The sequence below is a fragment of the Bradyrhizobium sp. 192 genome (assembly GCF_023100965.1).
GTDB lineage: Bacteria > Pseudomonadota > Alphaproteobacteria > Rhizobiales > Xanthobacteraceae > Bradyrhizobium > Bradyrhizobium symbiodeficiens.
This window is the reverse complement of record NZ_CP064690.1, coordinates 6,604,261-6,617,021: the sequence shown is the minus strand read 5'-3', so window position 1 is coordinate 6,617,021 and position 12,761 is coordinate 6,604,261. Positions and strand designations below refer to the sequence as shown.

Below are 12,761 nucleotides of genomic sequence, written 5' to 3'. Positions count from 1 at the left end.
TTTCCAGAGGGCGATTATCTGATTTGGTCACTGCACGTTTCCATGGCACGGCAGCGGACCATTCTCTTGACGGCCGGCCAGAACTTCGAGCATCGGAAACGATTATACGTTCAATGATACTGGCACGACGGATCGCAGGAGCACTGAATGGGCGTAAAGAGCAAGATTAGCATCGCAATGGTTATAGGTACAATCTCAACCTCCGTTCTGTTGGGTTCCGCATGGGCAGAGACGGCGATGCAGGCTACGACAGAGCCGTCCGCGCAGTCCCAGCAGTTCGCCAATACGGTTTATGATGGATACCGTGCTTCGCGACTGCTTGGGAGCGCGGTGTTCTCGCTGAAAGGTGAGTATCTGGGAGCCGTCCGGAACGTGATCTTGGCGGACGACGGACAGATTGCTTCTTTGCTCGTCGAAGGCTTCAGAACGAAGGGTGAGCCGGAGTTCATCTCCCGAATTCCCTTCAACCGGGTGCTTCGTCCGCTTCACGAAGGAGCGATCGTGGCCGACTTTTCCGATTTGAGGTCGCGAGAATACGGCCTCTTTGTTGACCCTGGTCAGGCGCACACAGAGCCGCACGAATTTTCGGTCTCCAAGGTCATTGGAGACTATGCGCGGCTGCAGGCAGGCCAAGGCTATGGCTATGTTTCCGACCTTGTTTTCGACAGCGGGGGAAAGCTCGCGGCCGTCGTGATATCCCGCGAGGCGTCCGCTGGCGGAGGGACCTACGCCTTCCCTTATCCGGGCCAAACGGGGCGATGGAGCCCGAAGCTAAGCTATTATGGTCTGCCTTACGTCACAGCAGAGCAAGCAAACAAAGCCGGTCTGCGGCTCGACATGAAGGAGTTTCGGAACTCGTGAGCAACCCAACGTCCGCCTGATGGTCTCCGGCGGCGCGTCCTCCCCATCAGAGGAGCTTGGGCTTCACGAGCGAACTGATGCAGTCACGTCTTTGAGCGCAGCGAACGGTCTCCTCTCCCAAGCTGGCGTTCGAACGTGGCTGCATCAGCGCGCGCCAATGCGTGCGAGGCGGCAAGAGGTGCCAGAAAACGGGGCTGCCGTGCGTTAACTGCGAGCGAGAACATCAGCGAAGGTTAATGCGAACATCGCGATCAGGAAAACAAGCCCCGAGATCGCCGCGATCCGGATCAACGGCTTCGCTGAGGCGAGCCCCATGAAGAGCAGGACGACGAGGGCCGACTTCGCAGTTGCAATGATGATGCCGCTTGCTGTCGTCATTCGGCCCATGGGGATATACGCGGCGACCAGGCTGAGCACGAGGAGTGCGAGAAGCGCGGCCCAGATCAAGAGGTTCCTCATCCATAGTCGGCGCACAACATCACCCGACTCACCCTGCCTGCTCATGAGGCGCGTCCCGGCAAATAGATCAGCGGATACAGGAAGATCCATACGATATCGACCAGATGCCAGTAGAGGGCTGTGACCTCGATCTCCGGATTGTCCTTCGCAGGAAGTTTGCGCCGGAGCAGCACCCAGAACAAACGGCTGACGAGCGCAATGCCGATCGAAAGGTGGATCGCGTGCACGCCTGTGACCAGCCAATAAAAGCCGTAAAACAGCTGCGCTCCGGGCTGAGACAATGCAAACCCGGCTCCTGGCACAAGCTGCTTGTCAATGTCTTCCTTGTACTCGAAGCCCTTGATGACGATGAACGCGAGCCCGAGCATCGCAGTGAGCATCAGGCACGCGAGGACAAGCCGTCGCAGACGCGCAGACGCTTCGGATGCCTGCGCAGCCATCGCCATGGTGAGGCTGCTGGTCAACAGCACGGCGGTATTGATCGTGCCGTACCAGATATTTGTCTCCCTCCCGGCTGCAGCGAACGCCTCCGGATGCTCGATTCGACCAACCGTGTACGTCAGCATCAGCGCCCCAAAGAACAGAGTCTCGCTGGCAAGGAAGACCCAGATGCCGAACTTGCCGGCCTCGCGCTGCCGGCCGAAATCCAACCAGGGTTCTCTCAGCAGTGCACTTTCGTTGCTCATCGCGTTTCTCTTGCGCTTTGCATTTCGGGAGGATCGGTTCCGGCCGACATGCCTTCGGCGTGGTAGTCATAGGGCCCGCGATCTACGCGGGGCTGCCTGTCAAAATTCTTCGGCGGAGGCGGAGAACCCGTGGTCCACTCCAGGCCCGTCGCCCTCCAAGGGTTCTTCGCGGCGTTTCCGCCATAGAACAGGGACCAGGTGAGATATCCCAGAGGCAACAAATAGGCGATGGCCAGTACCGCTGCGCCGGCAGACGACATGACGTTGTAGATCTGAAACTCCGCCGGATAGGTATGATACCGGCGCGGCAAGCCGAGATAGCCTGCGAAGAATTGCGGCAGGAATGTCATGTTGAACCCGGCATACATCAGGATGGCCGCGAACTTTGCCCAGCCCTCCGGGTAGAGCTTGCCCGTTACCTTGGGCCACCAGAAGTGGAGCCCGGCAAAGAAGGCGGATACCGAGCCGCCCACCATGATGTAGTGGAAGTGGGCGACGACGAAGTAGGTGTCGGTGACATGGATATCCACCGGGATCGAGGCGAGGAACAGCCCGGAGAGCCCGCCGGTCGTAAACAGGCCGACGAATCCGAGCGCGTACAGCATCGGCGATTCGAAGCTGATCTGACCGCGATACAGCGAAGCGGTCCAGTTGAAAACTTTGATTGCCGACGGCACGGCGATGATGAAGGACAGGAAGGAGAACACGAGGCTGGCCAGGGCCGACTGTCCGGAGACGAACATGTGGTGGCCCCAGACGAAGAACCCGACGCCCGCAATCGCAAGCATGGCATAGACCATGAAATCGTATCCGAAAATGCGCCGCCGCGCGAAGCAAGGGATGATTTCGGACACGACGCCCATGGCGGGTAGGACCATGATGTAGACGGCCGGGTGCGAGTAGAACCAGAACAGGTGCTGGAACAGGATCGGATCGCCGCCGCGAGCTGGATCGAAAATCGGCAGACCCAGGACGCGCTCCGCAATCACGAGCAGGAGCGAGATGGCGAGCACCGGCGTGGCGAGCACCATGATGAGCGACGTTGCGTAGATTGCCCAGACAAACAGCGGCAGCCGGAACCAGGTCATCCCGGGAGCACGAAGCATGTGGGTGGTCGCGATGAAGTTCACTCCCGTGGCGATGCTGGCAAATCCGACGACGAACACGCCGGCCGCCGCCGCGAAAACATGGGTGTTGGAGAACATCGACGAGTAGGGCGTGTAGAACGTCCAGCCGGTGTCGACGCCACCGGCGACAAGGGCATAAACGGTGAAAGCGCCGGCAGCGATGGTCAAATACCAGCTGAAGAGATTGAGGCGCGGAAAGGCGACATCGGGAGCCCCGATCATCAGCGGCAGCAGAAAATTGCCGAACGTATTCGGGATCGACGGGACCAGGAAGAACCAGACCATGATGATCCCGTGGAACGAGAACAGCTTGTTGTAAGTGTCCGACGTCAACAGCCATCCGTTCGGTTGGAACAGTTCGAGCCGGACAGCCGTGATTGCGGCGCCTCCCAGAAAAAAGAAGAACGTAATGGTGACCGCGTAGAGGATTGCAATGCGCTTGTGGTCGGTCGTGGCGAGCCAGGACCAGATCGTCGAGCCGTGGCGCAGATAATCGGGGCGCGGCGGCAACGGCAGCTCTCCGGCGAGCAGGGCGTCAGTCATTTTACTGCTCCTCCCTGAGCGAGCGGATATAGGCCGTCAGGCTCTGGATCTCTCCGTCGTCGAGCAGCCCTTTGAAGCTCGGCATGATCGGCTCGAAGCCGGCCACGACGTCGCGCTTCGGCTGCAGGATCGAATCTCGGATGTAGGCATCGTCCGCGGAAACGGTGCGTCCATCTGCCAGCTGCACCGCGCGGCCGTAGAGACCCGCCAGGCGCGGCGCCTGGACGTTCGAGGAGCCAGCGTGGCAGCCTGAGCATCCCTGCGATACGAACAGCCTGGCGCCCTCATGGGCAAGGTCGTCGCCCTCCGGCTGCTGGACCAGCCATTTGGCATAGTCATCCTGCCGCATGACGACGATCTTGCCGCGCATCATGGAATGGTTGGTGCCGCAATATTCAGCGCAGAGCAGTGGAAAGGTGCCGGTTTTGCTCGCCTGGAACCAGAGATCGGTGTCCCGTCCGGGCAGCACGTCTTTCTTGACCCGGAACGCGGGAACGAAGAAGGAATGAATCACATCTTGCGAGCGCATGAAGAGGTGGACCGGCCGATCCAGCGGCACGTGCAGCTCATTGATCTCACGCGCGCCGTTCGGATGCTGCGTCTTCCACATCCACTGCTTGGCGACGACGTGAATTTCCAGTGCGGCCGATGGCGCGGCAAGGCTGCTGAGGTCTGCAGACGATGCCCACCAGAACAGGAACGCGAAGGTCAGCAATGTCGCGACCGTCCAGCCGATTTCGAACTCGCGGCTGAGAATCTCAGGCATTGGGCCGCGCTTGGCGGGCGATCCCCGCCGATATCGAACGGCAAAGAGCAGGATGAGGCCGAAGACGAGAACCACGGTCGCCCCGGAAAGGACGAGCAGAAGATAGAAGATGTGATCCACCGTGACGGCGTGCGTACTCGCTTCCGGCAGCCTGAATAGCGAGTTCATGCCGACGCTCCGCGACGCCTGCTGCGGACCAGCATAAATCCAACGAGGGCGGCCATGATCGCGACCGTCGAGGCCCCGAAAATCTGCAGGACTGTGGTGATCCTGCGGGTGTAGATGCCGTGCACCGGGTCAAATCCGTAGCAGAGCAGCGCGACGCGGCCGGAAAGTCCGCCGATCCGACCGTCACCGGCTTCCAACAGAGCGAGGCGAAGGTCACCGGGCTGCAGCGCGAGGCTCGACAGTCCACGGACGACCCGTCCGTCCGGCGCGAGCGTGACGAAGGCTGCCGGATGCGCAATTGCGTCGTGCTTGCCGTCGATTTCGGTACGGTAGCCGATTGCACCGAGCAGCGCGGCAAGGGCCTGCTGCGATCCCGTCAGGACCGATGTTCCCGCGCCGCCGATCTGGCCTTGGGTAAAGCGGCGGGCGTCGTCAATGGTGTCGCGTGGATCGATGCCGACAACGACGAGGCTGTAGTCGCGTCCTGCGACAAGTCCGGTCTGCTGCAGCGCCGCGCTTGCGATGGTCAGCGCCGGCCCGCAAATCTGCTTACAGGTAAAGTCCGCTGGAAGGAGCAGGGTGGGACGTCCATCGATCGCATCGCGCAGGGTGACGGTGTCACCGCCGATCGCCCTAAACTTCAGGGATAGCGGGACGCGCGCGTCCTGAAGAGGATCGAAGCCGACACGCCCAATCTGCTGCTCGGTCAAACCGGCATGCGCGAGCCCCGGCCAGAGCGCAAGCGCCAAGAGAACGATGGCCCGCCTCATGGATTGCCTCCACTTGCACCGGACGGCGGGGCGGGCGCAGGTTGGAGGGCGTCATAAGCTTGATAGCCGCGACCGGCGACGAGCTGCATCGCCTCGTCGATTGGGATGCTGGCGATGTTGTGGTCGCGATCGACCCAGGCATAAGCGGTGAGCCTGGTGCGCTGCATGGCCTCGAGCCGGATCAGGTCGGCCTCCGGAGAGGTTTGGAGCTCGGGCGAGGGAAACCGGCGCTCTGCGCGCGGGGTGAATGCGCCCGGCGCTTGCGCATTCAGGAACAGTAGCATTCCCGCAATCGCGGCACCCACGAAGAGCAGGAAGCCAACGACGACCATGAGAACGGCGCGGTTGTGAATGCCGGCGGGTTGTGGGAATGCACGGCTGCCCATTTCCTCATTCGGCATGGTGCACCTCCACGGATGCGATGCCCTGTCCAAAGAGGACAGAAGCTATCGTCAAGGTGAGGAGAGTGCCCAGGGCCGTGAGAGCTGCAGGAGCTTGCGCGGAAAATGCCGGCATCATCAGCCAAACGAAGTGCATGACAGTGCCGAAGAGCAGCAACAGGCCGACGATGCGCAAGCCTGAACGGCTGCGGCGCAGGCCCTCGAACAGCAACATCGAGAATGGAAGCACGGCTCCGGCGACGAATGTCACGAGCAGGACGCCGACCCATGCATCTTTGCTGCGCCTGAGGAACCACTCAGCCTTCTCAGGTAGATCGCCGTACCAAGCCACCACATATGTCATGTATTCGAGGTAGACGACGCCGAGCACGGTTGCGATCAAAAGGCTGGCGATATCGCTCAGCGCTCTACGTTCGAAATTGGTCGTTGCAAGCACGGCGACAACGGCAAGCGCGGCGAGCAGCTGCTGTATTGCGATCATGGAGCCGAAGGCGGTGGAGACGTAATGCGGTTCAAGGGAGAGGAACCAATCGACCGCGACCATGCTGATGGTGAAGCCGTAGAACGCAAGTCCGAGCGCCGCCAATAGCCGCCCGCCGAGTCCGAGTGCGAAGGTGACTCCGAGCACGGACCATCCGATCAGTGCGATCACGGCGCGCAGGACGAACCATGGCTGGTCGAGGTACCAGCGCGCGATGTCGGGCTTGATCTGGCTGGCATCCGCGGCCCAGGGGTAGATGTAAGTCAGCCCGGCAAGAACGGGGACGAAGGCGATGGCGACAAGAGGCATCGTCGCGGCGAGGGGTCGCAATATGGCTCCGGCGACAACGCCCCAACGGCCGCCCGTCAGACGGTGGATGAGCAGCAACGTCACGCTGCCGACCGGGGCGCAGCTCCATATTGCAAATGCAAGCAGCCAGCCCTGCAGCAGGCTCGGATGAGGACCGAGCCTGCCAGCCATGAGCACCAGGGCAGCCGTGAGCGACACCAGCGCGAGACCCGCCGCCGCGTGCGGCGAGGCGAATGCACTCAGCGTCTGGTTACGAAGCGCAGCGATCACGGCAGCTTGCTCCTCAACTCGGGCACGTCGGCCACGTCGGTTCGTTGCGACTGCTGCAGCGCGCGGATATAGGCGACGATGGCCCAGCGGTCGCGCGGCTCGACGCGCGCGGCGTAGGAATACATCGCACCGTAGCCATGGGTGATCACGTCGAAGAAGTGCTGAGCATCGGCCGAGCGGAGGCGCGCGGAATGGTAGGAGGGCGGCGCGGGAAAGCCACGCTGCACGATCATGCCATCGCCGTGACCAGTGAACCCGTGACACGGGGAGCAATAGATGTCGTAGCGCTCGCGGCCGCGGGACAGCAGCGCCATGTCGACCGCCGGTGGCTTGGAGATCTGCTGCAAACGGTCGAGATCACCCTGTGCAACGACCCCTTGTGGTAAGGGCTGTGCTTCGGTGCCATCCTTGAACAGCGCAGCCTTCGAGAACGTCCCGTAGCGATTCTGCTGAGACATGGAATGATCGCCACAGCCGGCCAGCGCCAACGACAGCAACAACAGCACTGACAGCGCGCGGGCGGTCATGGCGTGCGCAGCTCCGTGACCGCGACCGCGCCGGCGTCGCGGAGGACCGTCCTCAGCTGGTTCGGGTCGCCGTCAGAAGCGGCCAGCAGGAAGTACCGATCCTGCGTTGCGCGTTCGAAGCCCGGAACCTCGAACATTGCATCGTGCAGACGAGGCAGGCGGCACGACCAAAGAAAGGCAATGACGCCGGCGAGCGCGGCCGCGAAGACACCAACCTCAAATGGCACCAGCAGGAACACCTGCCAGGAGTTCAGTGGCCGGCCGCCGCTGTTGATGGGATAATCGATCACGGCGCTGTACCATTGCAGTGCGAAGGCGAATGCTGCAGTTCCGAGCCCGCCGGCGAGCATCACACCTCGAATTGCCGATCGGCCCTGCGCAAGCTGTTCGGCGAGCGCTTCGATCGGATACGGCGCGAATGCTTCGAGGGCGGCGTGTCCGGCGGTATGCACGCGCTGCGGGGCCGCCTTCAGCGCCTCACCGTCGAGGAATTCCGCCACAAGCTTGACGGTCATGCCGCAGCCTCCTGATGAGCGAGCTCGCGCACGTCGAACATTGATATGCTCGGGACCAGCCTCACGAAGACCAGGAACAGGAAGGCGAAAAAGCCGAGCGGCGCGACGAGAAAGCTCCAGTCCCAGAACGTGAAGTGAAACGTCCGCCACAGGGACGGCATGTAAGCGTGCGAAAGCGTGTTCCAGACGATGAGGATGCGCTCGAGCCACATGCCTATGTTGATCGCGATGGCTACAGGAATCAGAATGAACAGCGACCGTCGCGCGAAGGGCCACCATAGCAACTGCGGGATGAGGCAGTTGCAGGCCAGCAAGGCCCAGTACAGCGGCGCGTAGGTTCCAGTGAACTCGAAGCGAATCACCTCACGCTCGGCATGCTCACCGCCGTACCAGCCCAGGAACCACTCCGTCGCATAAGAATAGAACATGACGATGGAGGCCATCAGCAGGACGCGGGCCATCACCTCGAAGTGGCGGTGAGTGATGATCGCCTGAAGGCTGAGACCCCAGCTGATCGCGGCCGCCAGCACCACCACCATGGCAAAGCCAGAATACATCGCGCCCACGACGAAATAAGGTGGGAAGATGCTCTCCTGCCAACCGGGCATCAGGCTCGCCGCGAAGTCGAGACCGACGATCGAGTGCACCGAGCAGACCAGAGGCACGCCGAGGGCGGCCATCGTGGTATGCAGTGTCCGCAAACGCGACCACTCGCGCGACGAGCCGCGCCATCCCAGCGCAAATGCCCCGTAGAGCAGTTGGCCGGCACGGTGGGGCGTGCGGTCGCGCATGGTCGCAAGGTCGGGGATCAGGCTGACGTACCAGAACAGAAGTGAGAACAGCAGGTAGCTGACGATGGCCCAGAAGTCCCACACCAGGGCGCTGCGCCATTGCGGCCAAAGTGCCATGGTGTTCGGATATGGCGCGAGCCAATAGGCGTAGATCGGTCGACCGAGGTGAACGATGGGCATCAGCCCGGCGATCGCAACCGCAAACAGCGTCATGGCTTCCGCGAAGCGGTTGATCGAGGCGCGCCATCTTTGCCGGGTCAACAGCAGCATCGCCGAAATCAGCGTGCCGGCATTGCCGATTCCGATCCACCAGACATAGTTGGCGATCGCGACTCCCCATACGACGGTGGAGTTGATGCCCCAGATGCCGATGCCCTGGTAGAACAACCAGGCGATCGCAACGAACAGCCAGAGCACGAACGGCAGGGCGATAAGCAGCGCCAGCCACCATATTTTGCCGAACCCGGTGAAGAGCGGATCTGCCACGGCCTGAGTAACTGCGGCGTCTCCTGCCCGCGCGGCCGAGATCCAGCGGTGCGCCGGGGGATGCTGGGGAAGGAGAACTTCGCTCATGTCCGCCTCTCCGGCTCCGAAGGTGCGGGATTGCGCACATCGGCAAGATAGGTGGTGCGCGGCCGTGTGCCGAGGTGGCCGAGCAAGGCATAGTGGCGTGGGTCGGCTTTCCTGTGGTTGATCTCTGCGTCAGCCTGGTTCAGGTCACCGAAGCTGATGGCACGGGTCGGGCATGCGTTCTGGCAGGCTGTCTGCACCTCGTCTGGACCGAGCGGCCGGCCCTGACGTTCCGAGGCGCGGCGTGCGCCGCTGATGCGCTGGACACAGTACGTGCATTTTTCCATGACGCCGCGGGCGCGGACGGTCACCTCGGGATTCTTTTGGCCGCGATAGGACTCCGCGCCGAGATTGGCGTATTCCTCGCCGTCAGCATAACCGAAGAAGTTGAAGCGGCGCACCTTGTAAGGGCAGTTCGCTTCGCAGAAGCGGGTGCCGATACAGCGATTGTAGACCTGCGCGTTCAGTCCTTCGCTGTCATGGACGGATGCGGCGACAGGGCAGACAGGCTCGCACGGCGCGTGTTCGCAGTGCATGCACGGCACGGGCTGAAAGCCGAGTTGGGGGGTGTTCGGCGCGCCATGATCATAGGCATCGACGCGCAGCCAGTGCATGTCGCGTCCCATGGCCACCTGCTCGGGCCCCACCACGGGAATGTTGTTCTCGGCCTGGCAAGAGAGCACGCAGGCATTGCAACCGATACAAACCGATGTGTCGATAACCATCGCCCAGGCATGGCCGTCGCCAGACTTCACAACTGGTGGCATCAGGCTTGGAGGATGGGGGATGGCCGCCGACGGCAGGGATTGCCCGAGCCGATATTGCGGATAGAGTTCGCGGACGTCCTCTGGCGTGCGAACGACGTTCTGCGTCGTGAGAATCGGCTCGCGGCGCCCTGTTCGCCTGATCGCAACATGCGGAAGGCGCCAACTGTTGTCGGAGGTCCGGATCGTGTAGGCACCGGCGCCGACGCCGTTGCCGATCGCGCCGGCCTTTTGCCGCCCCCCGCCGAGCGTGAGCGCGCCGACGCCCATGGCAATCCCGGGTTCAGTCAGCACGGGCACCTCGATCGATCTGCCGTTCGCGGCAACCGTGACGACGTCCCCGGACGTGAGACCGAGGCGGGTTGCCTCACCCGGATGCAGCGCGAGCGCATTGCCCCAGACCTGCTTGCTTAGCGGTTTTGGACACTCCTGGAGCCAGGCGTTGTTGGCATATGAGCCATCCCACAGGCAAGGATCGGGGCGCAGAACCAGGCTGATCTGGTCATCGCGCTCGTCGTGAGGTTCGGAGTCCGCGAGTGGCGGCACGAGCGGAGCAGCGAGGGAAACAGCAGTGGCGCCGCTTCCTGCAATGATCCCGTCGTGCAGCACGCGCTGCCACCATGCCTCGAAATCCGCAGCGGCCGCGGTCCTCCAGGTCTGCCGCACCAATTCGTAAGCGCCCGCGTCTTCTGCGCCGCTCAGCCAGGCGAGAAGCTCGTGCTCGCTGAAGCTCTCGTACAGCGGTTTGATCAGAGGCTGGACGATGCTGGCCGTCCCGTCGCCAGCCCGCAGATCCGACCATTTTTCGAGCGAGTGGCTTTGCGGGACATGCCAGTTGCCGATAGCCGCGGTTTCGTCCGCGTACTCGCCCATATGAAGGCGAAAGGCCGCTTTCTGTGCGCGGGCCCCGAAGTGCAAATCGGATGGTGCGTCATAAGCGGGATTGACGCCGATCATGACGAGCTGACCCACGCGGCCGGAATCCAGATCGCCAGCGAGCTGTTCAAGCGTTCCCGCCCGCTTGCCCGATGGCGTGCGATCAATGGGATCGATGAGCCGAACGGGCGCATCGAGCTGGGCATTGATCCAATGCACCAATGCGTGGACTACCCTGGACATTGCCGGGCCCGCGATGACGAGCGCCTCGCCCTTGTGGGAGTTCAAGTCGGCCGTGATCTTCCGAAGCAGCAGACGCTCGCGCTCGGCAAGTTCGCTGGCGCTTGCACTCGCGCCGAGCTCCCGCGCGAGGCTCGCCGCGAACCGCTCGATCGCCTCGGGACGAAGCGCCAGACGTTCGTCCGCCTTTGCTCCGGTGAGTGTGAGTGCGCTCTCAATACAATAGAGACGCGAGAAGGCCTTCGGTTCGCCGCGGCCGATTGCGTAACCGCGGCCAATCCGTATCTGATCGGGGCCATGCCCGAGCGGATCGGCATCGAGCGCGACGATCACCCGGGCCTTTGCGAAATCGGCAATGCTGCGCACAGGCTGGCCATAAGCGAGCTGCCCACCTTCATGCGCGTTATCGTCGTCCGTTGGATCGTAGGCGTGCCACGAAGCGGCCGGAAACTCTTGAAGCAGGCCATCGATCTGACGCAGCAGAGTCGGGGAGGTGGTTCGCCCGGTCAACAAGCGCAGGCCTCTACCCTGGCTGCTGCGGATATCGGAGAGTTCGGTCACCAGCGCGCGGTTCAACGCTTCGCGCGGCGCAATCGCGCCATCGTGCAGGATCGTGCGCGAGCGGTCGGGATCATACAGCGAAAGAACGGCTGCTTCAGCGAAAACGTCGGTGGCACCCAGGCTGCCCGGATGACGCGGGTTGCCTTCCACTTTGATCGGCCTGCCGTCAATTGAAGTCACGACCACGCCGCGACCGATCCCCGCCAACGGAAGTGTCGTCGCGAATTTCAGCGGTTCCCCGGGAACGATGCGCTCCGGCATCCTGACATAGGGCAGGATCTGCTCGTCGGGTTTGCTGCAAGCCGCGAGCCCACCCGCCATGCCGGTCGCCAGCAAGCTGAGCGCCTGACGGCGATTAAGCTTGCTGCGCCCGGCAGGATTTGGCCGCGTCGGCAATTCCTTCAGCGGTGGCATATGGTGCAGTCCGTCAAATGACCCGTGTTGATGTGATAGCCTGCGGCAAGCTTGGGCCCGACCTCGGCCTGGTTCTTCGGGGTCTGCCAGGTTGGATCGAAAACCGCTTCGCGTGGACGCAGGTAACGTTCAGGAGCGCGGTGACAATCGAGACACCATTGCATCGTCAGCGGCGCGGCCTGGCGCATCAGCCGCATCCCTCCCACGTCGCCGTGACAGGTGGTGCATCCGACGCCTTTGGCAACATGGACGGAATGATCGAAGTAGACGTAGTCGGGAAGCTGGTGGACGCGCTCCCACGCAATCGGGTGGTTCTTGGCAAGACTCTCGCGCACCGGCGCCAGCATCTGCGCATTGGTCCATATCTGCGAATGGCAGGTCATGCAGGTCTCGGTCGGCGGGATGCCGGCGAAGCGCGCCTTCTCCACCGAGGTGTGGCAATAGCGGCAGTCCAGGCCGAGACCGGAAACGTGATGCTCGTGACTAAACGGCACCGGCTGGTTCCGCGTGATGTTCTGGTTGGTGACGTAAGGGGATCGCATCACCTCATATGACAGTCCCACCGCAAGCACCGGCATCGCTCCAATCGCTGCGATCACCACCGTCGCAATCGTGTTCGCGCCGGGACGAAAAAGCTGCATTCATCGACCCCCTGCCGCACG

At 62.5% G+C, this 12,761-nt stretch carries 13 protein-coding genes; 1 reads left to right on the top strand and 12 read right to left on the bottom strand.

What is annotated here, in order from left to right:
- Positions 1-147 precede the first annotated feature (147 nt).
- Positions 148-861, top strand: coding sequence for a PRC-barrel domain-containing protein (locus tag IVB24_RS30980; RefSeq protein WP_247770254.1), 714 nt, complete (start codon positions 148-150; stop codon positions 859-861).
- A 204-nt stretch (positions 862-1,065) separates the two neighbouring features.
- On the opposite strand, the gene IVB24_RS30975 is transcribed toward IVB24_RS30980, so the two are convergent.
- Genes IVB24_RS30975 through IVB24_RS30920 form a run of 12 tightly spaced genes read right to left on the bottom strand, consistent with a single transcriptional unit; the run spans position 1,066 to position 12,740 of the window.
- The gene (locus IVB24_RS30975) at positions 1,066-1,308 is read right to left on the bottom strand and encodes a cytochrome C oxidase subunit IV family protein (RefSeq protein ID WP_247770253.1); all 243 of its coding nucleotides are present in this window, start codon (positions 1,306-1,308) and stop codon (positions 1,066-1,068) included.
- 53 nt (positions 1,309-1,361) lie between these two features.
- Positions 1,362-2,006: a cytochrome c oxidase subunit 3 family protein gene (locus tag IVB24_RS30970; RefSeq protein ID WP_247770252.1), complete on the bottom strand. Its 645-nt coding sequence runs from the start codon at positions 2,004-2,006 to the stop codon at positions 1,362-1,364.
- Positions 2,003-3,676 carry a cbb3-type cytochrome c oxidase subunit I gene (locus IVB24_RS30965; protein WP_247770251.1) on the bottom strand — a complete coding sequence of 558 codons (1,674 nt, stop codon included), beginning with the start codon at positions 3,674-3,676 and terminating at the stop codon, positions 2,003-2,005. The genes IVB24_RS30970 and IVB24_RS30965 overlap by 4 nt, the downstream gene beginning before the upstream one ends.
- A 1-nt stretch (position 3,677) precedes the next feature.
- Entirely contained in the window at positions 3,678-4,610 is a 933-nt protein-coding gene (gene coxB / locus IVB24_RS30960; protein ID WP_247770250.1) for a cytochrome c oxidase subunit II, read from the bottom strand.
- Positions 4,607-5,380, bottom strand: a complete 774-nt coding sequence (locus tag IVB24_RS30955) for an SCO family protein (protein ID WP_247770249.1) — start codon at positions 5,378-5,380, stop codon at positions 4,607-4,609. The genes coxB and IVB24_RS30955 overlap by 4 nt, the downstream gene beginning before the upstream one ends.
- Positions 5,377-5,781 (bottom strand): hypothetical protein, encoded by a 405-nt coding sequence (locus IVB24_RS30950; RefSeq protein WP_247770248.1) that lies wholly within the window; start codon positions 5,779-5,781, stop codon positions 5,377-5,379. Before IVB24_RS30950 ends, IVB24_RS30955 begins: the two co-directional genes overlap by 4 nt.
- The gene (locus tag IVB24_RS30945; protein WP_247770247.1) at positions 5,771-6,841 is read right to left on the bottom strand and encodes a hypothetical protein; all 1,071 of its coding nucleotides are present in this window, start codon (positions 6,839-6,841) and stop codon (positions 5,771-5,773) included. Before IVB24_RS30945 ends, IVB24_RS30950 begins: the two co-directional genes overlap by 11 nt.
- Positions 6,838-7,368, bottom strand: a complete 531-nt coding sequence (locus tag IVB24_RS30940) for a cytochrome c (protein ID WP_247770246.1) — start codon at positions 7,366-7,368, stop codon at positions 6,838-6,840. Before IVB24_RS30940 ends, IVB24_RS30945 begins: the two co-directional genes overlap by 4 nt.
- Positions 7,365-7,883, bottom strand: coding sequence for a DUF3341 domain-containing protein (locus IVB24_RS30935; protein ID WP_247770245.1), 519 nt, complete (start codon positions 7,881-7,883; stop codon positions 7,365-7,367). The genes IVB24_RS30940 and IVB24_RS30935 overlap by 4 nt, the downstream gene beginning before the upstream one ends.
- Entirely contained in the window at positions 7,880-9,247 is a 1,368-nt protein-coding gene (gene nrfD / locus IVB24_RS30930; protein ID WP_247770244.1) for an NrfD/PsrC family molybdoenzyme membrane anchor subunit, read from the bottom strand. The genes IVB24_RS30935 and nrfD overlap by 4 nt, the downstream gene beginning before the upstream one ends.
- Positions 9,244-12,099 carry a 4Fe-4S dicluster domain-containing protein gene (locus tag IVB24_RS30925; protein WP_247770243.1) on the bottom strand — a complete coding sequence of 952 codons (2,856 nt, stop codon included), beginning with the start codon at positions 12,097-12,099 and terminating at the stop codon, positions 9,244-9,246. Before IVB24_RS30925 ends, nrfD begins: the two co-directional genes overlap by 4 nt.
- Positions 12,087-12,740 carry a cytochrome c3 family protein gene (locus tag IVB24_RS30920; protein WP_247770242.1) on the bottom strand — a complete coding sequence of 218 codons (654 nt, stop codon included), beginning with the start codon at positions 12,738-12,740 and terminating at the stop codon, positions 12,087-12,089. The genes IVB24_RS30925 and IVB24_RS30920 overlap by 13 nt, the downstream gene beginning before the upstream one ends.
- Positions 12,741-12,761: the final 21 nt, after the last annotated feature.